Origin of the sequence: Pseudophaeobacter sp. EL27 (assembly GCF_900313025.1) — a bacterium.
In the GTDB taxonomy this organism is placed as follows: domain Bacteria; phylum Pseudomonadota; class Alphaproteobacteria; order Rhodobacterales; family Rhodobacteraceae; genus Pseudophaeobacter.
Genome location: NZ_OMPQ01000013.1, coordinates 161037 through 187602, shown reverse-complemented (window position 1 = coordinate 187602; position 26566 = coordinate 161037). Strand labels below are relative to the sequence as shown.

Genomic DNA, 26566 nt, shown 5'->3' with positions numbered 1-26566 from the left:
GATTGCCGCCATATTGTTGCCACAGGCGGCTTTACTCAGTTGTCAAATTGAGGCATCCTACCCCCATATATTGTGGGGCCTAGGTATGAAACTAACAAGAATTGTCGCGCTTGCCATCATAGCGAGTTCTGCCGCTGTTTCGGTTCAAACCTCGGCACTTCAGGCGCAAAGCCTGCGGTCGGTCAGCCCCCCAGCTCAGTTTCCGCCAGCCTCGTACAAGGGTAAACAGTTCGTCGATAGCCGTGGCTGCGTCTATATCCGGGCCGGTATTGATGGCAATGTGAACTGGGTGCCGCGGGTTGCACGCAACCGCAAACAGCTCTGTGGCTACAAACCTACGGCGGTTGCTGGCACCACCGCTCGCCCCACACAAAGCGCGCCACCTGAGCAGATCACCCTCAATGGAAGTGCCGCGGCGCCAGCAGCCGCAGCCCCTGCGGCACGCGCCCGCCCTGCTGCCAGCACAGCAACCCCGGAGTCCCCACGTAGGGCGGCAGCAGCGGCAGCCTCTCCAACCGTGGTGACCACGACGCGGGTGCGGCGGACGCCACAAACCACCACAGCACGGGTGACCCCAGCGCCTAAACCAGCGCCCAGGACCGCTGCGGCGCCTGTGCGCATTCAGCCCGTTCCGGCGGCGCCGGCTCCACAGCTCCGCGCCGCAACCAACGCGCCAACCGGGGCGGCTCAGGGCGGTTGCTCCGGGGCCTCAGCCATCAGTCAACAATATAGCAATCATAGCGGTGTGCGTTGTGGTCCTCAGACCAAATCACCTGTGAGCTATGGCAGCGGCACTGGTCGGCAATCTTCGCTGCGGCTGACCCCCAATACGCGGGTGCTGCCGGTGCATGTCTACCAACAACAGCGCCACAGCCAGGATCTCGCCACCCCGGCAGGGTATAAACCCGTTTGGACGGATGATCGTCTGAACCCGCGCCGGGCCGAGCGGGATCTGCGTTCGGCGATCCTGACCAGCCAGACCGAGGTGCCCGCAGGCTATGTTCTGGTTGAGCGGGGTGACGACCGGATGAACCCAATGCGGGGAGTGCGCACCGAACGGGGTGATGCGCAGATGGCAGAAATTTGGAGCAATGGCACGCCGCGCCGCCTGCGTGACCTGCCCTTGGATCGTCAGATCGTGACCGCCAGAAACACCCGCCAGGACCAATTCCAGGGGACCGCTCAGGCCAACGGGCTGGCGCTGCGCCTGTCGAGCCGATCTGCGCCCGGGGCAACTTTGGAAACCACAGCAGCCCCAACGCAGTCGCGGTATATCCGCGCCGCAACTTTTGCAGATCAGGCAGAGGCGCAGCAGGCTGCGCGCGGCCTGGCCGCAACCGGTGTGCCGGTGCGTCTCGGCTCTGTCTCGCGCAATGGCAAGCCCTATAAGGTGGTTCTGGCCGGGCCTTTTGGCACGCAGGATGCAGCGGCACAGGCGCTTGGAAAAGTGCAGGCCGCAGGCTATCGCGGCGCTCGTATCAGCCGCTAAGCGTTTTCCGGAAAACAGGCCCGGCCACCTCTTTGGGCAGGTTGATGCGGCGCCTCAGAGCCCGACCCAAGAGTGATGGTCTGGGCGCTATGGTGCATGCGGGCTGTTGTCAGTGAATTCAACCAGTTAGAAACTGCCCAGTAAACCCTGCTTTAGACCAAGTGCGTCTCGCAGTATTCTGGCGGCGGGCGTTACCCGCAGATGTTTTGCAGTTGCACCCAGTCACGATCATTCAATACCGGCTCCAGCGCCCGACCCGCCATTGGATCGGCTTCGATCAGGCCAATAGTGGTCTCTCCGGTCACATCCAGCGCATAGGCATAGGGGGTGGACGGGATGGCGGCGCGGGCGAACTCCGCCAACAACAGATCATCCGGCAGCGCGGGGCGGGGCGCTGCCAATACGGTTTCCGAGTAACGATCCAGGGTTTCACGGGTCAGCTCACCCGTGGTGAGCAGTCGGAAGGAGGCGAGGACCCCCCCGGCCTCCAACAGTTCAGCCAGCGGGTCGCGCAGCTCCGCACGGGCGCGCTCGGCCAGGATTGCCCCGGCAGCAACCGCCGGATCTTCATAGTCCTCAACCAGGCTGCGGTTCAGCAGCACGATGCCACCCGGCAGATGCAGGCTACCAGCAACGCCAGAGCGCATGATGACCAGGTGCCGTACATCGCTGCGCTGCGCCAGTTTGGCGAGGATCGGAGTGGCCTCGGGGGTGGCGCAGGCCTGTCCCGAGACCCGTTCGATCCGGCCTAGCAGAGCCTGCCCGATGGCCTTGCTCTTGATCTCGGGGACCACTTTGACCGCGTGGCTCTGCATCAGTCCAGGCAGCCCGAACAGCACCAGCAGGGCCACCAAAGACAGGCTGCCAAGGATGCTCACCACCCGTAGGCGTCCCGGATGCGGGCGGGCGCGCTCGATGGCGTGGCGCACCTTCTCAATGGCCTCCAGCATGGTTTCCTCATCCTGGGGAATTTCCAGCTGTTCACCGGGGTCGCCATCGGGATGAAACAGCGCCGGAAAGACGCCGGGATTGGCCCGTTCCACTGCGGCCAGAGACCAATGCGCCAACACCCTGTCCTGCAAATCTGTGATGGTGAGAGTGGCATCGCCAACCGAGATGATCACGTCGCGACGCTGGGCGTCCGGGCTCGCGCGCCAAAGGCCCGCGGCCTCAAGTCGTTCGAATTCCCTCAAAACGGTCATTCTGCCTGCCTGTCCTGCCTGTTTTCCTTGCAGCAAGCCTAGCATGGGGCTGGCCCGGGCGGCAAATGGCTTTGACTGCCAAATGCCGCCCCAGGCTGTGATTTTTGCCCATCATCTGGTCTGAGACCCGCCAGATGAGCAGTCAAAATGGGCTTTACAGAGTTTTGGCGATCTCGCGCAGCTCGAACTTCTGGATTTTCCCAGTAGAGGTCTTGGGAAGTTCCTGGAAAACCACCCGTTTGGGCGCCTTGAAGCCCGCGATGGTTTTGCGGGCAAAGGCGATCAGCCCAGCCTCGTCAACCTCTTCGCCCTCTTTCAACTCGACAAAGGCGCAGGGCACTTCGCCCCATTTGTCGTCGGGCTTAGCCACCACTGCTGCCAGATTCACCGCCGGGTGTCCCATCAACACACCTTCGACCTCAACCGAGGAGATATTCTCGCCCCCCGAAATGATGATGTCCTTGGCGCGGTCGGCAATCTGGATATAGCCATCAGGGTGCTGCACCGCGATATCGCCGGAGTGGAAGTAGCCGCCCTCAAAGGCCTCGGCGGTGGCTTCGGGGTTCTTCAGATAGCCCTTCATCACCGAGTTGCCGCGCATCACGATCTCGCCCTGATCCGCGCCGTTCTTGGGGATCTGCTTCATCTCATCGTCGAGCACGGTGATATGGTCCATCATCGGGAAGGCAACGCCCTGACGTGCCTTGATAGCGGCACGGCCCTGATGGTCCAGATCATCCCATTTGTCGCCTTTCCACAGACATTCGGTGACATGGCCATAGGTTTCGGTCAGGCCATAGACCTGGGTGACGTGGAAGCCCAGTGTTTCGATCTTTTGCAAGGTGGCCGGGGCAGGGGGCGCGCCGGCGGTAAAGACCTCAACCGTGTGGTCAAAGGCGCGGCGCTCTTCCTCCTTGGCGTTGACCAGCAGGTTCAGCACGATGGGAGCGCCGCCAAAATGGGTGACGCCATGATCGCCAATGGCGTCATAAATCGCCTTTGGCGTCACATTGCGGCAGCAGACCAGCGTGCCGCCCAGCACCGGCATCATCCAGGTGTGGTTCCAGCCATTGCAGTGAAACAGCGGCACGATGGCCAGATAGACCGGGTTCATCACCATGCGCCAGGAGATCACCGTGCCCATGGTCATCAGGTAAGCACCGCGATGGTGATAGACCACACCCTTGGGGCGACCAGTGGTGCCGGAGGTATAGTTCAGCGCCAGGCTTTCCCATTCGTCCTGCGGCATGATCCATTCAAAATCATGTTCGGCATTGCCCAGAACATCCTCATAGGTCGGATGACGGCCGGTGGCCTCGAACCCGGCCTGGGGATCCGGCACCTCGATCAGCAGCGGGGCCTTGCCTTGGATCTGTGCGACGGCGGCTTCGGCCAGCGGCAGGAACTCGGTATCCACCATCACCACCTTGGCGCCGCCATGGTCAAAGATATAGGCGACCGTGTCGGTATCGAGCCGGGTGTTGATGGTATTGAGCACCGCGCCACAGGCAGGCACGCCAAAATGGGCCTCAGCCTGGGCCGGCAGATTGGGAATGAGGGTGGCCACCACATCGCCGGGTTTTACCCCCATGCCCGCCAGCGCCGAGGCCAGCCGGGTACAGCGGTCATAATAGGCGGCGTAGGTTTTGCGGTGATTTCCATAGATCACAGCCGGAATATCACCAAAGACATGTGCCGCCCGGCGCAGGTGCGACAACGGTGTCAGCGGCACATAGTTTGCTGCGGTCTTCTCCAGGCCTGTTTCATCAGCCATCCATCCCATCAGCTTTCCTCCCATGATTCTGTCGGTATGTCGGTTTGAGGACAGATAATGATGAAAGTTGCGGGCAATGAAAGAGCTATGAAACAAGTCGCATCCCTCCAGTCCCACGCGGGCAATCAAACTTCGGCAGCACAGGCGATGCTGGCGGCCATGGCTATCATTGGTGTCACCGACAACGCAGTGCCCTTGATGGCCGAGACAATCGGGCTGGGGCAGTTCTATCTGTTGCGCACCCTGGTGGCGCTGCCGATCCTCTGGGTGATGTCAAAAATGGGCTTTGGCAGCATGATGCCGCGTCGCTTTGGCGCAGTCACGCTGCGAGCCCTGCTGGTGGCGACCTCGATGGTCTTCTACTTCTCGGCAGTGGCGCTGATGCCCATTGCTCAGGCGCTGGCGGGGCTGTTTACCTCGCCGATTATCATCGTTGTGGTCTCGGTATTGTTCATGAAAATGCGCATCGGCATGGTGCGGATCGCGGCGGTGATTGGTGGCTTTGTCGGGGTGCTTTTTGTACTGCAGCCGGATGTCACGGCCTTTGACTGGATGATCCTGCTGCCGGTTGCGGGTGGGTTCTTTTACGCACTGGGCTCTATCGTGACGGGCACCATGTGCAAGGAAGAAAGCACGGTTTCGATGCTGTTCATCTATCTTCTGGCGCAGGGATTGATCGGAGGCCTGCTGCTGGTCGGTGTTGAGATCTGGCCGCTGCCGGTGGGGCAGGGCGCGGATGGATTTGTCACCCGCGGCTGGGTTTGGCCGCTATGGGAGATGTCGCATTTGATCCTTTTGCAGGGCTTTGCCGCGGTGGGCGGAGTGTTCTTGATCACCAAGGCCTATCAGCTGGGCGAGGCCTCCTTTGTGGCGGTGTTTGAATACTCAGTGCTGCTGGTGGGGCCTGCCATTGCCTGGATGGTCTATGGGCAGGTGCTGAATCTGGCGCAGATGCTGGGCATTGGCCTGATCGTACTGGCAGGGTCCACCTTGGCGTTGCGCTCTTCCAAAGGGGCGTGAGATACTGCGTCGGACGGGCCGCTTGGGGCGCAGCGGTGGGGCGCTTGGATCTCAAGTAGTTCGTCGACTAAGGTCTTTGACGCATTGCAGTCAACCTGATGGCGACCAAACCGAGATGAAAAACAGCGGCCAAGATGAACCATAAACCGACTACAAGCGACCACGCATAGGGGCCAGAAATATCTTGCTGCTGCGCCATCCATGAGGCCCAAAGATAGCTACCAGTTAACCCGAAAGCCTGAATAAAACCCAAGTGCAAAAAAGCTTTGCGACGAATGCCGAGAACCAAATCAATTCCCAGGACAAGGCCCATTAAGGCCAAAACCCAAGCTTCAAGAGTGTCTGTAAGTGCAGCGCCAAGACTGAAAACGGTAAAAGAGATTTCTGTCATGATAAGTTCTCAACAAGAATTCTAGGAATATAGCATAGTAATTTCATGGAGCCGGGCAGGGTGGTTTCGTTCGCTTAGCAAACCCTCATTGATCTCAATAATCAAGTGTTGCGCGATTTGCCAAAGCGCCGCTTTGGCAGCGCCCGAACCGCCCCCACGGGGCGCGGCAATCTTTGTGGCGGTGTTTGAATATTCGGTGCTTCTGGTTGGCCCTGCCATTGCTTGGATGGTCTATGGGCAGGAGTTGAATCTGGCGCAGATGCTGGGCATTGACCTGATCGTTCTGGCAGGGTCCACCTTGGCGTTGCGCTCTTCCAAAGGGGCATGACAGCGAGTGCTATAGAAGTGCGGCTAATGTTCGATTTCAGCCCAATTTTCCCATGGGTCATCATACTGAAAAGTCGGATTTTACTTTCGAAATTTTGTTGAGGGCCCCAGAAATCTAGGACTTCTGAGTTTAACTCAAATTTTTTCAGTGTTCGGGCCTTGGCATACTCCTTGCAGTTTCCATCACTTGAAAAAGTCCCTGGGTTGCGGTTGTCGACCCATTTCTTCTACAAGTGGTGAGTCTTCAATGGCCCGAGCCAAGGGAGAATTTGTCCTCCTATTTTCGAAAGGGAAGAGTTTCTAATGGTATACTTCAATTGGGCAGAGTTTTTAGGAACGACGACGGTTAATGTGGTGATCTTCGCGTTCGCTGCCTTTTTGTTTTCGCTTCCTTTTAGTAAATGGAACTCGGACTATGCAAAGCCCGCTGTCGTCTGCGCTACCGTTTTTTTGATCTTCGTGATGATGCGCTTATGGGCCACTATTCAATCTGTCGCCGACGGCCACTATGATGTCCCCGAAGCAGTCTTGGTCCTTTTGGGGAACTATTCCCTTCTTTCTATAGCGGCTTCGGGAGCCTTGGTCTTTGGTTTTTGGGTTCTTCTCAACGTCGGACCTGACGAAGACAAGGACGCCTCGACGCGCGGATAACTGTCTGGTCTATCCATCCTATCGCTCTTTTGTAGGCGTTTTCTTCTGCCTTCTGATGGCGTAGCCTTGGGCCATGATCCTGTCGCGCGGCCGTAAATATCTGTTCATACATATCCCCAAAACCGGCGGCACCGCGCTGGCGCTGGCGCTGGAGGCGCGGGCCAAGCGTGACGATATGATGCTGGGGGACACCCCAAAGGCCAAGAACCGCCGCCGCCGTTTACAGGGCATAAAAACCGCAGGCCGCTTGTGGAAACACTCCACTCTGGCGGACCTCTCTGGGCTGATCCCCGAGGATGAACTGCGCGCGCTGTTCACCTTTACTCTGGTGCGCAACCCCTGGGACCGGGCGGTGAGCTATTATCACTGGCTGCGGCAGCAGGGCTTTGATCACCCAGCGGTGCATCTGTCCAAGTCGCTGGAGTTTCGTGATTTTATTCTGCACCCAGACACCCTAGGCAGCTTTGAGACCAACAGCGAGTCCAGCTATATGCGTCATGCCGATGGGGCAGAGCAATGCCAGCTCTATATCCGGCTGGAGCATTTCTCTACCGATGCTGCGCCGCTGTTTGACCACCTCGGATTTGAGCTGGATTTGTCGCGCGAGAATGTCTCAAACCGGCAGCGGGACTGGCGTGGGTACTATGACGCCGAGACGCAGGCGGCACTTGCCCGGGCCTGCCACGAAGAAATAACGCGATTTGAATATTCTTTTAACGATTTCGACCTAGCCTTGGATCAAAGGGGCCGCGCAGCCGGGTGAGATCACCGCAAAGATTCTCTCCAACCTGCCTGAGCCCAGACAAGGATAGCAGCGCCACAGCCCATTGGGATGCAGGTGCCGCCGCAGAGGAGAGATCGAAATGCTGGATTGGTTTCAAAAACGCCTGAGCTTTGGTGCAGACCTGTCGGTTCCGCCGGTATCGGTCGGGCAGGGCGGCTTTTTGTCCGGCACCCATGTGGCCTCCAATATGGGCTGGCGCCCGGTCGAGGCGCTCTGTGCCGGGGACAAGGTGCTGACCTTTGATCATGGCATGCAGACCGTTGTCGAGATGGTACGCGAAACCGTGCATCTTGAGGCCGGTGAGATCGACCCAACGCGCTGCCCCATGCATATCCCCCGCGACGCGTTGAACAACCGGGTGCCCATGTGGCTGATGCCGGATCAGGGGGTGCTGATGGAGAGCGATCTTATCGAGGACCACCAGGGCGATCCCTTTGCCGTGGTGCCTGCCTCGACGCTGGATGGCTACCGGGGCATCTGCCGCCTGCATCCGGACAATGAGCTGCAACTGATCACCCCGCGCTTTGAGCAGGACGAAGTCATCTATCTTGAGGCGGGCCTGCTGGGCTATTGCCCGGCGCCGCGTGATCTGCTGACCATTGGGGTGGATTTGCAAGAAGATATCTACAAGGTCCTGCCCATCGAGGAGGCCTGCGAGTTGATCGAGGCAATGACCACCTCTGAGACCATGATGATGGGCAGCGCTCTGCCAATGATGCCTTCAGGCGCCTTTCAGATGTAGGCTTTGGTCTTGTGATCTAGAGCGGAATCGATGGCCTGTTGCAAAGCTGCCCAAAGCCTGCTCGCTTTGGGCAGCTTTTCCTTTTCAGGTTTCAACTGTTTGCAGCAGTTGAACGTCAGCATGTCGAACGAAACCTAACAGCCTGTTCTGAACGCCGAAGGGGGTAAATGCATGAAAGAGCGTTTTGTTCGTTTGCCTGTACTTATGCCTGTGCCTTTACCATGAAACTGCGGGTTGCACGGATTGCTAGGAATAGCAGGAACCCAGCTGGCCCAAACAGAAAGATCACTGGCAAGCAGGGTGCGACAAACCAGAAAGCCATGCCGTCCGAGCGCGCCTTGCGGCAAGCCCATGCGCCAATGACCAAATCAAAGGCCAGAAAGTGAACCCAGGCGGCGAGTGCAGCCTGCTCATAGGAGAAGAGTTCCATCACCTCTGCAAGCGTCCCAAAACCGCCGCCACTCTCGGCTGCGGGAAAGACGAGAAGTATGACATATCCCAGTGAAAGAAGGCTTGGAAGCATCACGCCAGCAATCAGGTCAGACCATTTTGGCATGAGTGGTGAAACCAACAGTAGCACCCAACCTACCATAGCAACGATACCTGCGATTGAAAAAGAAGTTTCAAGAATCATGCTTTGGTCCTGTCTATCAAGTTTTGGAGTTCGATATACTTGCACATGCAATTATATTGCAATATAAAACCGACATGACAGATCAATATACCCCTAATGTTCTCCGCCTGCTTCAAGTCGCTGATGGCTTTCGAGCGGGTCTCTCAGGTGAGCTTTCATCCGTTCACGGTATTTCCGTGAACGAGTTTTTGTTGATGCTTCATCTGGAGCGCGCGCCCGCGAACCGTTTGTCCCGTGTTGACCTTGCAAAGCGGATGTATGTCAGCGCTTCTACGATTACCCGTATGGCTGTGCCGATGGAGAAGATTGGCCTGATTGGTCGAGAGGTCGACGAGCGGGATGCCAGATTGATTTTCGTTGTGGCGACCGATGCCGGGCGAGAGAAGCTCTCACAAGCACTCGCGACCTTCTCCAAGAGAGCAGGCTACCTGTTCAATGACCGTTGGGGAGAGCAAGAGGTCGATCAATTCGCCGCAATGCTTCGCCGTTTCACTGCCTTAAGTGGAGACACACTTGCCTGACAGGTGCCGAGTGCCCTCATAAAAAAACCACCTCCCAAATACTTGGGAGGCGGACTTAATTTTGCCAGACCGGTTGCAGGCCTTACGCCGCTGAGGCTTCGTCCGGGTTGAAGCGACCGTAGAAGGTCTGGCCCTTGGCAGCCATCTCGCGCAGCAGATCCGGGCAGGCAAAACGTTCGCCGTAGGCTGCGGTCAGCTGATCACAACGCTCGGCCGCGTAGGGCGTGCCGATGATGTCGAGCCAGCTGAGCGGGCCGCCGGACCATGGGGCAAAGCCCCAGGCCAGAACCGCGCCCACATCGCCTTCGCGGATGTCTTCCAGCACGCCTTCTTCCAGCGCCCGAACGGCCTCAAGCACCTGAGCAAACATCAGACGTTCCTGCACCTCGATAAGGTCAGGCTGATCCTCCAGCAGCGGGTATTTGTCCTGCATGCCTTTCCAGTAACCCGTGCGCTTGCCCTTTTCGTCATAGTCAAAGAAGCCGGCGTTGGATTTGCGACCCAGACGACCCAGATCTTCCATCCAGAAGATCATGTCATCCGCTGGGCTCTCGGGGTATTCATTGCCCATGGCGGCCTTGGTGGCGCGGGCGATCTTGGCGCCGAGATCAATCGAGGTCTCATCCGTCAGCTGAATGGGGCCAACAGGGAAACCAAGCTGACGCGCCGCATTGTCGATCAGCACGGGCGAGACACCTTCGGTGATCATCCGTGCGCCCTCATTCACGTAAGGAATGATGCAGCGGTTGGCATAGAAGAAGCGCGCGTCATTGACGACGATGGGCGTCTTCTTGATCTGGCGCACATAGTCCAGGGCCTTGGCCACGGCACGGGGGCCAGTTTCCTTGCCCTTGATGATTTCCACCAGGAACATCTTCTCAACCGGCGAGAAGAAGTGGATGCCGATGAACTGTTCGGGACGTGAGGAGGCCTCGGCCAGACCGGTGATCGGCAGGGTCGAGGTGTTGGAGGCAAAGATGCAATCTTCGGGGATCACCGCTTCAACCTTCTTGGTCATCTCGGCTTTGACTGCCGGATCCTCGAATACCGCCTCGATGATCAGATCGCAGCCTTTCAGCGCATCCAAATCAGGCGTGGCGGTGATGCGGGACAGCATCGCCTCTTTCTTTTCAGCCGTGACCTTGCCGCGCTTCATCCCCTTGTCGAGGTAGCTCTCAGTATAGGCCTTACCCTTGTCTGCGGCTTCTTGGTCGCGGTCGATCAGAACCACCTCCATACCGGCCTGGGCCGAGACCAGCGCGATGCCAGCGCCCATCATGCCAGCCCCCAGCACGCCGAGTTTCTGGACGCGCTGATCGGGAATATCCTTGGGACGCACCGCGCCTTTTTCCAGCGCTTCCTTGTTGATGAACAAGGAGCGGATCATCGCACCGGACGAAGGGTTCATCAGAACGGAGGTAAACCAGCGGGCCTCGATCTTGAGCGCGGTGTCAAAGTCCACAAGCGCGCCCTCATAGACGGCACTCAGCAGTGCCTTGGCCGCCGGGAAGGCGCCCTGGGTCTTGCCATGCACCATGGCAGAGGCGCCAACAAAGTTCATGAATCCGGCAGGGTGATAGGGGGCGCCACCGGGCATCTTGTAGCCCTTGGCATCCCAGGGTTTCACCAGATCAGCGCCCGATGCATTCAGCACCCAGTCCTTGGCGGCGGCAACGGGATCAGCGGCGATCTCGTCAACATAGCCGGCACCCTTGGCCTTTTTCACGTCCAGCATCTTGCCTTCCAGCAGGAGTGGTGCTGCGGCAATGGCGCCAACCTTGCGCACCATGCGGGTGGTGCCGCCCGCACCGGGGAAGATGCCAACCATGATTTCCGGCAGGCCATATTTTGCCTTTGGGTTCTCGGCTGCAAAAATCCGATGGGTCGACAGCGGCAGCTCCATACCGATGCCAGCGGCGGTGCCGGGCAGGGCAGTAGCAATCGGCTTGCCGCCTTTTTTGGTTTTCAGATCCATGCCGGCCAGCTCGATCTTGCGCAGCAGGGCGTGCATTTTCATGGTGCCTTCAAACAGGCCCCGGGCAGGCTCGTCGCCGGCCTCTTCCTTCATCACCGCCAGCAGGTTCAGGTCCATGCCGCCAGCAAAAGAGCCTTCTTTGCCAGAGGTGATCACCACGCCTTTGATCTCGTCATCCGCTAGGGCCTGATCAATGCAGGTCTCTAGCTGGCCGAGCCCGTCAAAGGACATCACGTTCATGGTTTTGCCGGGCACATCCCAGGTGATTGTTGCGACGCCATCTGCGTCCTTGGAAAGCGTAAACTCACTCATGTCTCGTCTCCGATTTGGTCAGCCGTCAGCGGGCTGCCGTCTTTGCGGGTAAAGCTGGCGCCTGTTGCGTCCATCTCTACCTTCATGTCCATGTCGCTGTAGTAAGCGGTCTCTGTCGGGGTCCGGGTGCCCACCACCAGGAAGGTGGCCGGCGCCGCGGTATTGTTCTTCAGGTGATGACCATTGGCCTCACCGGCTGGGAAACTGGCGCAATCACCGGGCAGCATCTCGTGTTCGCCATCGTCGTCGATCAGGGTCAGCGCACCGCTCAGCATCACCAGGAATTCATCCTGTTGCATGTGGTAGTGGCGCAGTGACGACAGCCCACCGGGCTCAATCCGTACGATATTGATGCCCGATTGGGTCAAGCCGCTGGCGTCGCCAATGCGCTGCACAAAACGACCCGCAGTTGCCTCGGCCAGTTTGCTAGGGTAGCTGGAGCCCCCCTGAAAGGGGATTTGTGCCAGATCCAGCTTGGGCATCAGACGCGCTCGATGATGGTGGCGGCACCCATACCAGAGGCAATGCAAAGCGTGGCCAGACCCATCTCTTTGTCCTGACGCTCCAGCTCATCCAGCAGGGTGCCGATGATCATCGCACCAGTGGCGCCTAGCGGGTGGCCCATGGCGATGGAGCCGCCATTGGGGTTGATCACAGCAGGGTCCACATCAAAAGCCTGCTGGAAGCGCATGACAACAGAGGCAAAGGCCTCGTTGACTTCGAACAGATCCAGATCGGAAATCACCATACCGTTGTCGGCCAGGATCTTCTGGGTCACAGGCACCGGACCGGTCAGCATGATGGTGGGGTCGGTACCGATCTTGGCGGTGGCCTTGATGCGCGCACGAGGCTTCAGCCCATATTGCTCGCCAAATTCTTTGTTGCCGATCAACACAGCCGCGGCACCATCTACGATGCCCGAGGAGTTGCCTGCGTGGTGGATGTGGTTGATCCGCTCCAGATGCGGGTATTTCAGCATCGCCACCTTGTCGAAACCAGGCATCTGCTCACCCATCATCTGGAAGGAGGCATTGAGCCCACCAAGCGACTGCATATCGGTGCCGGGGCGCATGTATTCATCGTGATCCAGAATGGCGATGCCGTTCTGGTCGCGCACGGTGATCACCGATTTGGCAAAGCGGTTGTCGTCCCAGGCCGCCTTGGCGCGGCGCTGACTTTCCACCGCCAGGGCATCGGCCTGCTCGCGGGTGAAACCATATTCAGTCGCGATAATATCCGCCGAGATACCCTGGGGCACAAAATAGGTATCCATCGCCAGTGAGGGATCAACCGCGATAGCAGCGCCGTCCGAACCCATGGCAACGCGACCCATCATCTCGACACCACCGGCGATATAGGCCTGGCCCGCGCCGCCCTTTACCTGGTTGGCAGCCAGGTTCACCGCTTCCATACCGGAGGCACAGAACCGGTTGATGGCGAGGCCAGGAATGCTCTGGTCCAGATCAGAGGCCAACACAGCAGAACGCGCCAGGCAGCCGCCCTGTTCCATCACTTGGGTGACATTGCCCCAGATCACATCCTCAACGGCATGGCCTTCGAGATTGTTGCGGTCTTTCAACGCGTTCAGTGTCAAGGCTGACAGGCGCACAGATGTGACCTCGTGCAAAGAGCCATCCTTGCGGCCCTTGCCACGCGGGGTGCGAATGGCGTCATAGATATAAGCTTCGGTCATGAGTGTCTCCTCAAGCGCGGTCCGACGGATTGCCGGGCATTAGGTCATAGGGGTGTTTCCAACCGGGCGTTGCGCTGATGCGCGCCAGCCAAGCGTCGATATTGGGGTAGTCTTTGCGTTCAAAGCCAAAGGGCTCGTCGTAAAACAGGTAGCCACAGCAGGTGAGGTCGGCGTTGGTCATATTGTCGCCCACCAACCAGTTGCGGCTCTTAAGTTGGTTTTCCAATGTGGCAAAGGCGGCCTTCAGGCGGCCTTGCATAAAGCCGATCACCTCCTGCGGGCGTTTGTCTTCGGACAGGAAATTCATCAAAAATCGGGTCATGCCCACCTGACTGGAGAGTTTGTGGTTGTCCCACAGCACCCAGCGCAGAACCTCGTATTTGTCTTCAGGCGCGCCACCAAACTTCCCAGTCTTATCGGTGATGTACTGCTGAATAACCCCGGATTGAGACAAGCGAATTTCGCGGTCCACCAAAACCGGCGCTTCGGCCATGATATTCAAATCCCGGTAGTTGTCGCCGCGGTGCTGCCCGGCAAAAAAATCGACAAAGACGGGTTCCCAGTCCAGGCCGGAGAGCTGTAGCGCCAGCGCCGCCTTGTAGGAATGGCCTGACTCGCCAAAACAATGCAATTTTATGGTCAAGTTCTGCTCCCTTGCTGTTGCTGCGCATTGGGGGTTTCACACCCCCAAACCCCCGTGGAATATTTGTGGAAAGATGATGGGGATTTAGCACTTTTAGGTTGAGTATGTGCTATGTTTCTGTGGCGGTACAGGCTGGAAAGCCGATGACCGCGAAAGGTGATGTCGTCCCTGCCCATTTGGCGAAGGCTTGGGGGCGGGGACGCATTTCCGATATCATCTTTCTTCAAATATTCCCGCCGGAGGCATCCTGAGTTTGCCATTTGTGATCTGGGGGGCTGGGTCACAGTGACCGTCCAATCAATTCTTTCATGATCTCATTGGTCCCACCATAGATCCGCTGCACGCGGGCGTCAGTCCACATTTCCGCGACCGCATATTCCTGCATGAAGCCATAGCCACCATGCATTTGCAGGCAGTCGTCCAGGACTTCGCCCTGGGTGTCAGTGATCCAGTATTTAGCCATCGCTGCCTTCTCGACGGTCAGCTCACCTTTCAGATGTTCCACCATACATTCATCTAAGAAGGCACGGGCGACCTTGGTTTTGGTCAGGCATTCCACCAGTTTGAAGCGGGTGTTCTGGAACTGGGTCAGGGGGGCGCCAAAAGCTTCCCGCTCTTTACAATATGCTATGGTGCGGGCGACTGCGCCTTCCATGGCTCCGACGGCGCCACAGGCGATGATCAGACGTTCCTGCGGCAATTGCTGCATCATCTGATAGAAACCCTTGCCTTCTTCCTGGCCTAGAATGTTTTCCGGCGGGATCTCGACATTGTCAAAGAACAGCTCGGATGTATCCGCCGCATGCATGCCGACCTTTTCCAGGTTGCGCCCACGCGCGAAGCCTGTCGCTCCTTCTGTTTCCAGTGCCACCAGCGAGACACCTTTGGAGCCGAGGCTGGGGTCCGTCTTGGCTGCAACCAGGATCAGATTGGCGTGCTGGCCATTGGTGATGAAGGTCTTTTGCCCAGAGAGACGATAAGCATTGCCGTCGCGGATGGCCTTGGTCTTGATCCGCTGCACATCCGAACCGGTGGAGGGTTCGGTCATTGCCAGGGCGCCAACCAGCTCGCCTGAGATCATCTTGGGCAGCCAGCGTTTCTTTTGCTCTTCGGTGCCGTATTCCAGGATGTAATGGGCCACGATGCCGGAGTGAATGCCGTGCCCCCAACTGGCCAGGTTCGCCCGGCTGCCCTCGATTAGGATCGCGGCTTCATGGCCAAAATCACCGCCAACGCCACCGTATTCTTCCGGGATGGAGGGGCAGAGCAGGCCCAGTTCACCGGCTTGGTTCCAGGTCTCGCGATCCATCATGCCCTGTTTGCGCCAAGTGTCATATTTGGGCACCCATTCATTGGTGATGAACTGCGCCGTCATATCAGCAAGCATCTGGTGCTCGTCAGTCATCCAGGCGGAACGCGTCTCGGTCAACTTGTCTCTCCCACTGGCTCGTTGTGGCGCATTTTGCGCCGAGCCCTTATCTTTTGCGGTCCTCCAGCGCGCTGTTGAACAGGCGCAGCCGGTGGCCGAGATTTTCTTGGTCCGTCACGCTGTCGAAATTCTCGAACAGGAATGACAGGGCTTCGCCTTCGTCCAATCCGGCCTCGGAGGCAAAGCGTTTCAGCCTGCGAAAGCCATCCTCTGTCATGGCGACGGGAAAGCGGCGGGTGAGGCGAAAACGTTTTGGCATGGAGGCTCCTTACAGATGGTTGGTCAAAGCCCCGGACCGGATCGGGCACCCCCTGAATGTGCACAGGGGAGGCCCGGTATTTTACTATGGATCAGAAGCTTGCCGCATCCAGAGCCATGACGGTATCGGCGCCGGTCTCGATCCGGGCCAGATGCAGTTTGGTGGCGGGCAGCCTTCGCGCCATATAGTACCGGCCGGTGGCAATCTTTGTCTCATAGAACGCCGCGTCAGAGGCCCCAGCGTCAAGCGCCTCAATCGCGGCTTTGCCCATCTGCGCCCACATCAGGCCCAGGCAGACATGGCCAAACATATGCATGAAATCATAAGAGCCGGACAGGGCGTTGTTAGGATTTTTCATACCGTTCTGCATGAAGTACATTGAGGCCGCCTGAAGATCCTTGGAGGCTGCTTTCAGGGGCTCAATGTAGCTCTTGGCGTAGTCTTCATTCAGTTCGGCGTTGTCTTTGCAGAAGCTCTTCACCAGCTCAAAGAAGCCCATCAGGTGTTTGCCACCATCAACCGCCAGCTTACGCCCCACCAGGTCCAGCGCCTGAACACCGTTGGCGCCCTCATAGATCTGAGCAATACGGGCATCGCGGGTGTACTGGCTCATGCCGTGTTCTTCGATATAGCCGTGGCCGCCAAAGACCTGCTGGGCCTTGACGGTCATGTCGTAGCCTTCATCCGAAAGGAAGCCCTTGATCACCGGGGTCAGCAGCGAGATCAGGCCATCGGCGTCTTTGTTGCCGTCGCGATGGGCCTGGTCGATCATTGTGGAGCCCCAAAGCAGGAAGGCGCGACCGCCCTCGACAAAGCTTTTCTGATCCATCAGCGAGCGGCGAATATCAGGATGCACGATCAGCGGATCGGCGGGGCCATCGGGGTTTTTCGCACCGGTCACGTCGCGGCCCTGCAGCCGGTCCTTGGCGTATTCAACCGCATTCTGATAGGCGGCTTCGGCCTGGGACACGCCCTGCATGCCGACACCCAGACGGGCCTCATTCATCATGGTGAACATGGCGCGCATGCCTTTGTGAGCATCGCCCAGCAGATAGCCGGTGGCCTCGTCGTAGTTCATCACACAGGTGGAGTTTCCGTGGATGCCCATTTTTTTCTCGATATTGCCGACCGAGACGCCATTGCGCGCGCCGGGGGTGCCATCTTCCTTGACCACAAATTTGGGCACGATGAACAGCGACACACCTTTGATGCCATCAGGACCACCGGGGATTTTTGCCAGTACCAGGTGGATCACATTGTCGGACATGTCGTGATCACCGGCCGAGATAAAGATCTTCTGGCCGGACACCTTGTAAGAGCCGTCATCCTGGGGCTCTGCCTTGGTGCGCATCAGGCCCAGATCGGTGCCACAATGGGGCTCGGTCAGGTTCATGGTGCCGGTCCACTCGCAAGAGACCATCTTGGGCAGATAGGTGTCTTTCTGCTGGTCGGTGCCATGGGCCAGGATCGCCGCTGCGGCGCCATGGGTCAGGCCCTGGTACATCACAAAGGCCTGGTTGGCCGAGGAGAACATCTCGCCGACGGCGGTGCCCAGCACGTAGGGCATGTTCTGACCACCGTATTGCTCGGGCATGTCCAGCCCGGTCCAGCCGCCTTCCTTGACCTGCTCAAAAGCCGCCTTGAAACCGGTTGGGGTCGAGACCACACCGTTTTCCAGTTTGCAGCCTTCCTGATCGCCAACCACGTTCAGCGGGTGCAGTACCTCAGAGCTGATCTTGCCGGCCTCTTCCAGGATCGCAGCGGTAAAGTCACGCTCCAGATCGCCGTAACCTGGGGTGGCGGCCTCCGAGACTTTCAATACGTCATGCAGGATGAACTGGGCGTCTTTGGTGGGGGCTGTATAAACTGGCATCGGGGTCCTCGTTGGTAGAGAATACTGTACTAGGTTGGTCCGCTGCCTAGGAGGCCGCGGTAAAGCGGGGAGGGCGCTATTCGGCGGCCTTTTGTTCCAGTTTCATTGAGGCAATGACTTTTTCGCCCCATTTCAACTGGTCCTGAAGCTCTTCGATGGCTTCGTTCAGCTCGTCCCGTTGTCTGATCATGTCATCCAAACGGTCACAAGCGATCTCATAAGTCCGTGACAGCTGTGTGACCTGCTGATCCCCGATGTGATAGAGATCAAGCAGCTGACGGATCTCCTCCAGACTGAAACCAAAGCGTTTGCCGCGCAGGATCAGCTTGAGCCGGGCCGCGTCGCGTTTGGTGAACAGGCGTTTCTGGCCGTCGCGTTGCGGAAACAACAGCTCCTTTGCCTCGTAAAAGCGCAGGGTGCGGGGGGTGACGCCAAAGGCATCACACATTTCGCGGATCGATCTTGTCTCTTCTTCTGTCATTTCTGTCATCGTCGTCACTCTTTGTCGGCCATGGATCAGCAGTGTTCAGGTTGTGAACCCAAGCTGGGACGGTCTGGAGAGATTTACAACAGTATCTTGACGTTTACGTAAGCTGAACGCGGCGTCACTTTTTGAAGTGACGTAGCTGTCACCCCTTTTGACGCGGGGTCCTTGTTAAAATCTCGCGGGCTTTGGCATCTGCACCAGGACGGGGGGACGGGTGCAGGGCGGAAATGAAATGGCCCACCCCGCGCAGGCGGGATGGGCCAATGTAAATGTCAATTTGGTAGTTTGCTGTCTACTTCAAAAGGCTCTGTGTTGTTGCGCGCAGGCTGCCCAGTTCGTCCAGTGCTTCGTCCAGCTGTTCGCGCTGCTGCTGCAGCTCTCCCATCTGACGATCGGCCATCTCGATAAAGGCCTGCATCTGGGCTTGGTTGCCCTCGTTTTCATATATCAACAGCCATTGCCGGATTTCTTCCAGCTGAAAACCGAATCTGCGACCGCGCAGAATCAGCTTCATCCGTGCCCGTTCCCGGGCGCCGTAAAACCGGGATCGACCTTCGCGATCTGGTTTCAGCAGCTCGATATACTCATAGTAACGCAAGGTTCGCGGCGTCACGTCGAACGCTGCGCACATTTCCTTGAATGACAATCTTGCTTCGGTCATCCATCATCTCCCTCGCGCGCAACCTATGCACTTGAATTGGCCAGTGCAACCACCCAGCGTGTTGTGGGCTTGCTCTTTGTTCCGGGCGGGGCCACAAATAGGCCCAAGCCACAACAGGACACAGCCATATGGCAGATAAGACAAAACTCGCCCGCCAGTTCATTCAGGCCATTCCCCATGCCAATGAGCTGGGACTGGTACTGGAAGATATCGGCGATGGGGTCGCCCGTATTTCAATGCCTTACGACAAGAAGCTCGTGGGGGATCCGAAAAGCGGCGTTGTTGCCGGCGGGGCGGTCTCTGCCTTGATGGATACCTGCTGCGGCGCGGCTGTGATGTGTCACCCGGATGCCCCCGGCGGGACCGCGACAATTGATCTGCGGATTGATTACATGCGCGCGGCCACCCCGGGCCAGACCATCACCACCCGCGCCACCTGCCATCACATCACCCGCAATGTCGCCTTTGTGCGTGCGGTTGCGATGGATGATGATACCGACCGGCCCGTGGCTACGGCCTCTGGCGCCTTTACAGTGGAGAATGGATTTTGAGCCGTCCCCGTCCAGAACATATACAGGTGGTGAAACAGCGCCGTGATGCGGCGCTGAATGCGCTGCTCGATTCGGTGCCTTACATCCAATTCTTGAATGTCACCTTTGACCGGCGCGGCGATGAGCTGACCGCGCAGCTGAATTTCAGCGAAAAACACATTGGCAATCCTTTTCTGCCTGCCATCCATGGCGGCGTGACAGCAGCCTTTCTGGAGATCACCGCAATGATCTCGCTGAACTGGTCGCATCTGTGGGAACGCATTGAGAGCGGTGCGCTGGACCCGGAGGAAATGGCCAAGGGCATCCTGCCACGTCAGCCCAAGACCATCGACTTTACCGTTGATTACCTGCGTTCCGGCCTGCCGCGCGATGCCTATGCCCGCGCCACCATCAGCCGCGCCGGGCGCCGCTATGCATCGGTCCATGTCGAGGCCTGGCAGGATCACAAGGATAAGCTTTTTGCCCAAGGGTCAGGCCATTTCCTGATGCCGCAGGATGACGACAAGAGCTGAGCCAGCCTAATCCCTGACCCTTTGGACCCTTAGGGGGGCAGGGGGAAACAGAAAGAGACGCGCCCATGGCCGAGATGCAGGCAGAGATCACCCATGCGCGGGTGCTCAAGATCGCTGTGCCGATTGTGCTGTCCAATGCGACAGTGCCGATCTTGGGCGCGGTGGATACCGGCGTCGTGGGGCAGATGGGCACCGCTGCGCCCATTGGCGCCGTTGGTATCGGTGCGGTGATCCTGGCGACGATCTATTTCATCTTTGGCTTTCTGCGCATGGGCACCACCGGGCTGGTGGCGCAGGCACGCGGCGCCGGGGACGTGGCTGAAACCGGCGCATTGCTGATGCGCGGCGTCCTGTTGGCTGCGGCTGCGGGCGTCACGTTTATCCTGTTGCAGGGGCTGTTGTTCTGGGGCGCTTTTCAATTGGCCCCCACCAGCGCCGAGGTGGAAACCCTGGCGCGAAGCTATCTGCAGATCCGGATCTGGGGGGCGCCTGCCACCATTGCGCTTTATGCGGTGACGGGCTGGCTGATCGCGGTGGAAAACACCCGCGGGGTCTTTGTGCTGCAGATCTGGATGAATGGACTCAACATCATTCTGGATCTGTGGTTTGTGCTGGGCCTAGGCTGGGGCGTCGAGGGCGTTGCCATTGCCACCCTGATTGCCGAATGGAGCGGCGTGCTGCTGGGGCTCTGGTTGTGTCGCGCCGCCTTTGCGGGCAGGCAGTGGTGTGATTGGCCACGGGTTTTTGATCCGGTGCGCATTCGCCGTATGGCGCAGGTCAATGGCGACATCATGGTGCGCTCGGTGCTGCTGACAGGCTCCTTCACCACCTTCCTGTTTATCGGCGCCAAGTTCGGCGATGTGACCCTGGCGGCCAATCAGGTGCTGCTGCAATTTGTCGAGATCACCGCCTTTGCACTGGATGGCTTTGCCTTTTCGGCAGAGGCGCTGGTGGGCGCAGCGATCGGCGCCAAGAACCGGGCGAACCTGCGCCGCGCCGCGTGGATATCCGCGCAATGGGGTCTGGGCTGTGCTGTGTTATTGGCCGCAGGTTTTGCCCTGGGCGGCCCCTACCTGATTGATCTGATGGCCAAATCACCCGAGGTCAGGCTGGAGGCCCGCAGCTATCTGATCTGGGCGGCAGCCCTGCCGATCATCTCATTGGCCAGCTATATGTATGACGGCATCTATATTGGTGCCACCTGGACCCGCGATATGCGGATGGCGATGCTGCAATCGGTGGCGATTTATGTGCTGGCACTTTTTGCCCTGGTGCCGCTCATGGGCAATCATGGGCTCTGGGTGGCCCTGATCGTGCTGAATGTGGCGCGCGGCGTGACCCTGGGGCTGCGCTACCCACGGCTGGAAGCCGGGGTAGCGCGCTAGTTTCGCTGTTAAAGCAGCGCTGCAAGCGCCTCGGTTGGGCGACCAATCACGGCCCTGTCGCCTTTGATGGCGATGGGGCGTTCGATCAGGATGGGATGCTCCACCATCGCCGTCAGCAGATCCGCCTCAAGGCTGTCTTTTTGTAGACCGAGCTCTTTAAAGATCTTTTCGCCGGTGCGCATCATCTGGATCATGGGCAGGCCAAGGGCGGCTTGGACGGTTTGCAGCTCCTCCAGGCTGGGGGCGTCTTGCAGATAGAGCCGCACCTCCGGCGTGACGCCCTTTTCTTCAAACAGCGCCAGCCCGGCGCGGGATTTGGAGCAGCGCGGATTGTGCCAATAGGTGATCATAGCCAATCTCCGCGTTTTGAGCCAACCGCAGCCGCAACCGTGTCAAAACCGTCGCGGGCCAGCAAGCCGTCCAGCTCCTGCGCGATCTCAGCCCCAAGCGACAGGCCCTGATAGACCATGGCGGTGTAAAGCTGCACTGCCGAAGCCCCGGCGCAGATCTTGGCATAGGCCTGTTCCGCAGTGGAAATTCCCCCAACGCCGACCAGTGGCACTTTACCGTCCAACAGCTCGGAGAGCTGCGCCAAAACCCGTGTGGATTTCTCAAACAGTGGCGCGCCAGACAGGCCGCCCGCCTCATCGCGATGGGCGCTTTGCAGCCCCTCACGCGACAGGGTGGTATTGGTTGCAATCACCGCATCAATGCCGGTTTCCAGCGCCACGGCAGCGATATCTTCAATGCCGGCCCGATCCAGATCCGGCGCAATCTTCAGGAAAACCGGCACGCGTTTTGAAAGACCATCACGGGTTTCGATGACGCCATTCAGCAGCGCCGAGAGCGCCGCCTTGCCCTGCAGATCCCGCAGCTTTTCGGTATTGGGCGAGGAGACATTGACGGTGGCAAAATCTAAGTAAGCGCCACAATGGGCCAGCACGCGGGCAAAATCCGCCGCGCGGTCGTCGCTGTCCTTATTGGCGCCAAGGTTCAACCCGATGACCGCATCCTTGGGACGTTTGGCGAGCCGGGAGGCGATGACCTCCATGCCCTCATTGTTAAAACCAAAACGGTTGATTGCGGCCTTGTCTTCGCTCAACCGGAACAGGCGGGGTTTTGGGTTGCCGGGCTGTGGGCGCGGCGTTGCAGCGCCCACCTCGATAAAGCCAAAGCCCGCCTGCGACAGCGGGTGCAGCGCCTCGGCGTTTTTGTCAAAGCCCGCCGCCAGACCAACCGGGTTGGGCAGGGCAATGCCGGCAATTTCGCACGCCAGCCGTGGCGAGGTCACCGGGCCGGGTGTTGGCGCCAGACCCGAAGTCAGCGCCTTGATCGAAAGCCCATGGGCCACTTCGGGGTCGACTTTGTGCAGCGCCTTCAGCGCCAGTTTTTCGGTCAGTTTCATCCGAATGTTGCTCCGGTATCGCTGGGTTTTGTGCGGATCAACCGCGAGGTGGCCACGGCGGCCTGCCGGTGTACCACGGCCTTTTGGTAGTCGGGATTGGTTACCATCGACAAAAAGGCATGGGCATCCGGGTAGCGGGCGACAAAGACCTCATCCCAGGCCTCGTCCGTGGGGCCAATCAAAGTGGTCTCAAAGCCGCCCCGCCAGATGATTTTGCCGCCAAGCGCGGCAAAGATCGGGCCGGATTCAGCCCCGTAGTTCTTATAGGCTTGGGCGCCGCTCAGCCCGGCATCTGCCAGCGCATGCCCCGCCGGATAGCTGGCCTCGCGGTTGAAACGCACCAGGTTGAGCATCTCGATCGGATGGCCGCGCTGCAACGATTTGAACGCCGTGAACTGATCGCGGTCTGGATCAATATGGCCGCTCATACCATTTCCTCTGGGAACTGGTGAGTGCCGTCGACCAGCGGCAAGGGCTTAGCCCATAGTACATCCGAGATCTGCATCTTGCGATAGAGATGCGGGAAGTCCGCACCGCCGCGGGAGACCTCCCATTTCAGCGCATCGCCCAGGGCCTCAGCCTCCAGCGCCAGCAAAAACAGCCCGTCGATACCGGCAAAATGCTTGGCTGCGGTCTCGGCCGCCTGCGGGGCTGTTGAGAAGTGAATAAAACCATCGCTCAGGTCGATGGGCGCGCCAAGGGTTTCGCCTTGGGACTGGAGGGCCGACCATTCATCGGCGCGAAAGATTTTATAGATCAGCATGGGCGTTCTGATGCCCCTTTGCCGGTTGGGAATCAAGCCCGAAGCATGAGATGAAACAACCGAACCCGGCCGCATGCAGGGAAACGCCGCGCGGTTTTCTGCTGCAACTACCAAGGTTTCGGCGGCAAATGCCCCCAGGGAACCCGGTTGGGTTGTTTTTCCCCTTTGACTGACAGTGGCTTTGCTCGCACCATTGCAGGCAAAGCAAAGATAATAAGGGAGTGATTAAGATGATGACGCGTTTCCTGACTTCAGTTGCGGCTCTGGGGCTGACGGCTGGTATTGCCACGGCTGACTACAAGCTGACGATCCTGCACACCAATGACATTCACAGCCGCATTGAATCGATCAACAAATACGACTCGACCTGCGACGCTGAGGGCGAGGCAGAGGGCAAGTGTTTTGGCGGTGTGGCGCGGGTCAAAGCCGCAGTTGATGCGCGCCGCGCTGCGCTATCGGGGCAGAATGTGGTGCTGCTGGATGCGGGCGATCCCTTCCAGGGGTCTTTGTTTTACACCACCTACAAAGGCGCTGCCGAGGCCGAGTTCATGCAGGCTATCGGCTATGACGTCATGGCGGTGGGCAATCACGAATTTGACGATGGGCCCCAGGGCCTGCGCGACTTTATTGATGCCGTGGACTTCCCGGTGATCTCCGGCAATCTGGATCTCTCTGCCTCTAACATCTTGAAGGGGCATGTGGGCAACCACGTGGTGCTGGAGGTTGGCGGCGCAAAGATCGGCATTATCTCGGCCCTGGCCACCGACACCGTCGAGACTTCTTCGCCGGGTCCAAACGTGGTCTTCCAGGATGAAATCGAAGGCCTAAAGGCCGATGTCGCCGCCTTGCAGGCCGAAGGTGTGACCAAGATCATCGCCTTGACCCATGTCGGCTTGCCGCATGACCTCAAGATCGCCGAGGCGGTCCCGGGCATTGACGTGGTGGTTGGTGGGCACTCCCATACGCTGCTGTCCAACACGGATGAAAAGGCGGCTGGAGCCTATCCGATGATGGTTGGCGCGGTGCCTGTGGTGCAGGCCTATGCCTATAGCAAATACCTCGGCGAACTTACCGTCACATTTGACGATGCGGGCAATGTGACTGCCGCCAGTGGTGACCCGATCCTGCTGGATGCCACTGTAACGCCGGATGCGGCGGTGGCAGCGCGGGTTGCTGAAATGGGCGCCCCCATCGAGGAGATGAAGCTGCGGGTTGTTGCTGCCACGTCCGACGCGGTAGAGGGCGCGCGTGATATCTGCCGGGCCGGAGAGTGCCAGATGGGCAATCTGGTGGCGGATGCCATGCTGGACCGGGTCAAGGATCAGGGGGTTTCCATCGCCATCCAGAACGGTGGCGGGTTGCGGGCCTCTATTGATGCAGGCGAGGTCACCATGGGCGAGGTGCTGACAGTGCTGCCCTTCCAGAACACGCTGTCCACCTTTGAGGCCTCTGGTGCAGATGTCGTCGCAGCCCTGGAAAACGGGGTGAGCCAGGTAGAGGATGGCAAGGGCCGTTTTCCGCAGGTAGCTGGGCTGAAGTTTGCCTTTGACATCTCGGTCGCGCCAAATGAGGGGCGTGTCAGCGATGTGCAGGTACGGGAGGGCGATGCCTGGGTCATGATCGACCCGGCCAAGACCTATGGTGTTGTCACCAACAACTATGTGCGCAACGGTGGCGATGGCTACAAGATCTTTGCCGGCGACGACAAAAACGCCTATGATTTTGGCCCCGATCTGGCGGATGTGACCGCCGAATTCCTGGCCAAGAACCAACCCTACAGCCCCTATGTGGACGGGCGGATCAGCCGCAAATAGGCGGCCTGCCTGTTGTTTCGCGCGCGAAACAGATGACTAAAACCTTTTGGCCCCGCCCGCAGTGGTGGGGCTTTTTCTTTGGGCGTGGCAGTGGCACAATGGTGCCCATGGATCACCCGCTTGCTGCCTTGATAAATGCCCGTATTGCCGCCGCTGAAGAAGAGGGGGCTTTTGACGATTTGCCGGGGGTCGGAAAACCGCTGCCCCAGATTGCAGACCCGGAAGGCACCGTGTTTCACCGGATGCTGCGCGATGCCGGGGCCGTGCCCGAGTTTGTGGCTTTGGCGCGAGAGCTGTCGCATCTGCGGGCAGAGCTACAGGAAACAGGGGATCGGAGCCGCCGCCGGGATATTCTGAAAGAAATGTCGATGATGGAAGTCCGCATCGAAATGGCGCGCCAATCCCACAAAAAGTAACCCAATCTGCCAGAGCTCTCGCCCATGGCAGGGGGCTGGTTGTTGCCTGCCAAACCCGCTAGCCTGATCCTATGTGTGGACGCCTAGCCCTGACCCTGCCAAATGACGCCATGGCACAGATTTTTGCCGCCAGCCCGGCAAATGATCTGCCGAACCTACCCAACTATAATATCTGCCCAACCAACCGGGTACATGTGATCGCTGCCTCAGGCGAGGCACGCCAATTGGTCTCAATGCGTTGGGGCTTTCTGCCGCATTGGTATGACAGCGAAACCTCAGGGCCATTGCTCATCAATGCGCGCGCGGAAACCATTGCCAAGAAACCCGCCTTTGCGCAGGCCTGCCGCCAGCGGCGCTGCCTGATCCCGGCCACTGGGTTTTACGAATGGACCAAGGATGCCGAAGGCAGGCGTCTGCCCTGGTATATTCATTCTGCCGATGATGCGCCACTGGCCCTCGCGGGGATCTGGCAGAGCTGGGGGCCGGATGCGCAGAAAACCTGCGCCATTGTCACGACGGGGGCCAATCAGACCCTGTCGGCGATCCACCACAGGATGCCGCTGGTGCTGCAGCCACAGGACTGGCCTCTTTGGCTCGGCGAGGCGGGCAAGGGGGCGGCAAGCCTGATGCAGCCCGGTCCCGAAGATCAATTGCACATGCACCGTGTCGCGCCGGAGGTGAACAGCAATCGCGCGGCGGGGCCAGAGCTGATTGAGCCTTTCTTTGATGACACCTTGGCGGATGAGCCGACAGAAGAATTGCCAGGCAGTGATGAGCCTCGCTTGATCTGATCTGCCTGAGTTGCTGGGAAAGCGCTGCCACTCGTCGCTGCCGAAATGCCACTTTTATTCAG

Annotated in this window: 30 protein-coding genes; 13 read left to right on the top strand and 17 right to left on the bottom strand. The window is 58.9% G+C overall.

Translation table 11 applies throughout. The annotated features are described in order from the left end of the window. Positions 1-85: 85 nt before the first annotated feature. Positions 86-1489, top strand: coding sequence for an SPOR domain-containing protein (locus ED661_RS16055; protein WP_122074974.1), 1404 nt, complete (start codon positions 86-88; stop codon positions 1487-1489). Between the two features lie 191 nt (positions 1490-1680). On the opposite strand, the gene ED661_RS16050 is transcribed toward ED661_RS16055, so the two are convergent. Continuing rightward, complete coding sequence (locus ED661_RS16050; RefSeq protein ID WP_122074972.1) at positions 1681-2691, bottom strand: hypothetical protein; 1011 nt, start codon at positions 2689-2691, stop codon at positions 1681-1683. Positions 2692-2845: 154 nt separating this feature from the next. Next, positions 2846-4474: an AMP-binding protein gene (locus ED661_RS16045; RefSeq protein WP_122074970.1), complete on the bottom strand. Its 1629-nt coding sequence runs from the start codon at positions 4472-4474 to the stop codon at positions 2846-2848. 78 nt (positions 4475-4552) lie between these two features. Between ED661_RS16045 and ED661_RS16040 the strand changes: the two genes are divergently transcribed. Then, complete coding sequence (locus ED661_RS16040) at positions 4553-5485, top strand: DMT family transporter (protein WP_162930150.1); 933 nt, start codon at positions 4553-4555, stop codon at positions 5483-5485. Between the two features lie 67 nt (positions 5486-5552). On the opposite strand, the gene ED661_RS16035 is transcribed toward ED661_RS16040, so the two are convergent. After that, the gene (locus tag ED661_RS16035; protein WP_122074968.1) at positions 5553-5876 is read right to left on the bottom strand and encodes a hypothetical protein; all 324 of its coding nucleotides are present in this window, start codon (positions 5874-5876) and stop codon (positions 5553-5555) included. Between the two features lie 133 nt (positions 5877-6009). Between ED661_RS16035 and ED661_RS16030 the strand changes: the two genes are divergently transcribed. The 4 genes from ED661_RS16030 to ED661_RS16015 all read left to right on the top strand — a co-directional run bounded on the left by ED661_RS16030 (position 6010) and on the right by ED661_RS16015 (position 8380). Then, positions 6010-6204 carry a hypothetical protein gene (locus ED661_RS16030; RefSeq protein ID WP_254054860.1) on the top strand — a complete coding sequence of 65 codons (195 nt, stop codon included), beginning with the start codon at positions 6010-6012 and terminating at the stop codon, positions 6202-6204. Between the two features lie 302 nt (positions 6205-6506). After that, the gene (locus ED661_RS16025) at positions 6507-6854 is read left to right on the top strand and encodes a hypothetical protein (protein WP_122074966.1); all 348 of its coding nucleotides are present in this window, start codon (positions 6507-6509) and stop codon (positions 6852-6854) included. A 73-nt stretch (positions 6855-6927) separates the two neighbouring features. Beyond that, a complete protein-coding gene (locus ED661_RS16020; RefSeq protein WP_122074964.1) occupies positions 6928-7617 on the top strand; it encodes a sulfotransferase family 2 domain-containing protein in 690 nt (229 codons plus the stop codon). A gap of 100 nt (positions 7618-7717) precedes the next feature. After that, positions 7718-8380 carry a Hint domain-containing protein gene (locus ED661_RS16015; protein ID WP_122074962.1) on the top strand — a complete coding sequence of 221 codons (663 nt, stop codon included), beginning with the start codon at positions 7718-7720 and terminating at the stop codon, positions 8378-8380. Between the two features lie 202 nt (positions 8381-8582). On the opposite strand, the gene ED661_RS16010 is transcribed toward ED661_RS16015, so the two are convergent. Continuing rightward, entirely contained in the window at positions 8583-9014 is a 432-nt protein-coding gene (locus tag ED661_RS16010) for an ABA4-like family protein (RefSeq protein ID WP_122074960.1), read from the bottom strand. On the opposite strand from ED661_RS16010, the gene ED661_RS16005 reads away from it, so the two are divergent. Further along, complete coding sequence (locus ED661_RS16005; protein ID WP_216822458.1) at positions 8990-9535, top strand: MarR family winged helix-turn-helix transcriptional regulator; 546 nt, start codon at positions 8990-8992, stop codon at positions 9533-9535. The two genes, ED661_RS16010 and ED661_RS16005, sit on opposite strands and share 25 nt — an antisense overlap. Before the next feature lie 82 nt (positions 9536-9617). Here the strand turns inward: ED661_RS16005 and ED661_RS16000 are convergent, their stop codons facing one another. The 9 genes from ED661_RS16000 to ED661_RS15960 form a co-directional block, all read right to left on the bottom strand. Further along, on the bottom strand, positions 9618-11822 hold the full coding sequence (locus ED661_RS16000) for a 3-hydroxyacyl-CoA dehydrogenase NAD-binding domain-containing protein (protein WP_122074958.1): 2205 nt from the start codon (positions 11820-11822) through the stop codon (positions 9618-9620). After that, positions 11819-12304, bottom strand: a complete 486-nt coding sequence (locus ED661_RS15995) for a cupin domain-containing protein (RefSeq protein ID WP_122074956.1) — start codon at positions 12302-12304, stop codon at positions 11819-11821. Before ED661_RS15995 ends, ED661_RS16000 begins: the two co-directional genes overlap by 4 nt. Beyond that, positions 12304-13515, bottom strand: coding sequence for an acetyl-CoA C-acetyltransferase (locus ED661_RS15990; RefSeq protein WP_122074954.1), 1212 nt, complete (start codon positions 13513-13515; stop codon positions 12304-12306). Before ED661_RS15990 ends, ED661_RS15995 begins: the two co-directional genes overlap by 1 nt. Before the next feature lie 10 nt (positions 13516-13525). After that, positions 13526-14158 carry a glutathione S-transferase family protein gene (locus ED661_RS15985; protein ID WP_122074952.1) on the bottom strand — a complete coding sequence of 211 codons (633 nt, stop codon included), beginning with the start codon at positions 14156-14158 and terminating at the stop codon, positions 13526-13528. A 280-nt stretch (positions 14159-14438) separates the two neighbouring features. Next, on the bottom strand, positions 14439-15563 hold the full coding sequence (locus ED661_RS15980; protein ID WP_122075471.1) for an acyl-CoA dehydrogenase family protein: 1125 nt from the start codon (positions 15561-15563) through the stop codon (positions 14439-14441). 70 nt (positions 15564-15633) lie between these two features. Continuing rightward, positions 15634-15846 carry a hypothetical protein gene (locus ED661_RS15975; protein ID WP_122074950.1) on the bottom strand — a complete coding sequence of 71 codons (213 nt, stop codon included), beginning with the start codon at positions 15844-15846 and terminating at the stop codon, positions 15634-15636. Positions 15847-15937: 91 nt separating this feature from the next. After that, positions 15938-17719 carry an acyl-CoA dehydrogenase C-terminal domain-containing protein gene (locus tag ED661_RS15970; RefSeq protein WP_122074948.1) on the bottom strand — a complete coding sequence of 594 codons (1782 nt, stop codon included), beginning with the start codon at positions 17717-17719 and terminating at the stop codon, positions 15938-15940. 76 nt (positions 17720-17795) lie between these two features. After that, positions 17796-18200 (bottom strand): MerR family DNA-binding transcriptional regulator, encoded by a 405-nt coding sequence (locus tag ED661_RS15965; protein WP_122075470.1) that lies wholly within the window; start codon positions 18198-18200, stop codon positions 17796-17798. A gap of 298 nt (positions 18201-18498) precedes the next feature. Next, complete coding sequence (locus tag ED661_RS15960) at positions 18499-18867, bottom strand: MerR family DNA-binding transcriptional regulator (RefSeq protein WP_027239887.1); 369 nt, start codon at positions 18865-18867, stop codon at positions 18499-18501. A gap of 128 nt (positions 18868-18995) precedes the next feature. Between ED661_RS15960 and ED661_RS15955 the strand changes: the two genes are divergently transcribed. The 3 genes from ED661_RS15955 to ED661_RS15945 all read left to right on the top strand — a co-directional run bounded on the left by ED661_RS15955 (position 18996) and on the right by ED661_RS15945 (position 21315). Next, positions 18996-19418 carry a PaaI family thioesterase gene (locus tag ED661_RS15955; protein WP_122074946.1) on the top strand — a complete coding sequence of 141 codons (423 nt, stop codon included), beginning with the start codon at positions 18996-18998 and terminating at the stop codon, positions 19416-19418. Next, on the top strand, positions 19415-19930 hold the full coding sequence (locus ED661_RS15950; protein ID WP_054462666.1) for a PaaI family thioesterase: 516 nt from the start codon (positions 19415-19417) through the stop codon (positions 19928-19930). The genes ED661_RS15955 and ED661_RS15950 overlap by 4 nt, the downstream gene beginning before the upstream one ends. A gap of 65 nt (positions 19931-19995) precedes the next feature. Beyond that, the gene (locus ED661_RS15945; protein ID WP_122074944.1) at positions 19996-21315 is read left to right on the top strand and encodes an MATE family efflux transporter; all 1320 of its coding nucleotides are present in this window, start codon (positions 19996-19998) and stop codon (positions 21313-21315) included. Between the two features lie 8 nt (positions 21316-21323). On the opposite strand, the gene arsC is transcribed toward ED661_RS15945, so the two are convergent. From arsC to ED661_RS15925, 4 genes are read right to left on the bottom strand one after another with little or no spacing between them, the layout of a single operon-like run. Continuing rightward, entirely contained in the window at positions 21324-21665 is a 342-nt protein-coding gene (arsC, locus tag ED661_RS15940) for an arsenate reductase (glutaredoxin) (protein WP_122074942.1), read from the bottom strand. Next, positions 21662-22720, bottom strand: coding sequence for a quinone-dependent dihydroorotate dehydrogenase (locus ED661_RS15935; RefSeq protein ID WP_122074940.1), 1059 nt, complete (start codon positions 22718-22720; stop codon positions 21662-21664). Before ED661_RS15935 ends, arsC begins: the two co-directional genes overlap by 4 nt. Beyond that, positions 22717-23148, bottom strand: coding sequence for a DUF1330 domain-containing protein (locus ED661_RS15930; RefSeq protein ID WP_122074938.1), 432 nt, complete (start codon positions 23146-23148; stop codon positions 22717-22719). The genes ED661_RS15935 and ED661_RS15930 overlap by 4 nt, the downstream gene beginning before the upstream one ends. Then, on the bottom strand, positions 23145-23483 hold the full coding sequence (locus ED661_RS15925; protein WP_122074936.1) for a DUF952 domain-containing protein: 339 nt from the start codon (positions 23481-23483) through the stop codon (positions 23145-23147). The genes ED661_RS15930 and ED661_RS15925 overlap by 4 nt, the downstream gene beginning before the upstream one ends. Before the next feature lie 230 nt (positions 23484-23713). On the opposite strand from ED661_RS15925, the gene ED661_RS15920 reads away from it, so the two are divergent. From ED661_RS15920 to ED661_RS15910, 3 genes are all read left to right on the top strand, one after another. Further along, positions 23714-25297, top strand: coding sequence for a bifunctional UDP-sugar hydrolase/5'-nucleotidase (locus ED661_RS15920; RefSeq protein WP_122074934.1), 1584 nt, complete (start codon positions 23714-23716; stop codon positions 25295-25297). 107 nt (positions 25298-25404) lie between these two features. Next, positions 25405-25713, top strand: coding sequence for a DUF1992 domain-containing protein (locus tag ED661_RS15915; RefSeq protein ID WP_122075468.1), 309 nt, complete (start codon positions 25405-25407; stop codon positions 25711-25713). Between the two features lie 71 nt (positions 25714-25784). After that, complete coding sequence (locus ED661_RS15910; protein WP_122074932.1) at positions 25785-26504, top strand: SOS response-associated peptidase; 720 nt, start codon at positions 25785-25787, stop codon at positions 26502-26504. The last annotated feature ends 62 nt before the right edge of the window (positions 26505-26566 follow it).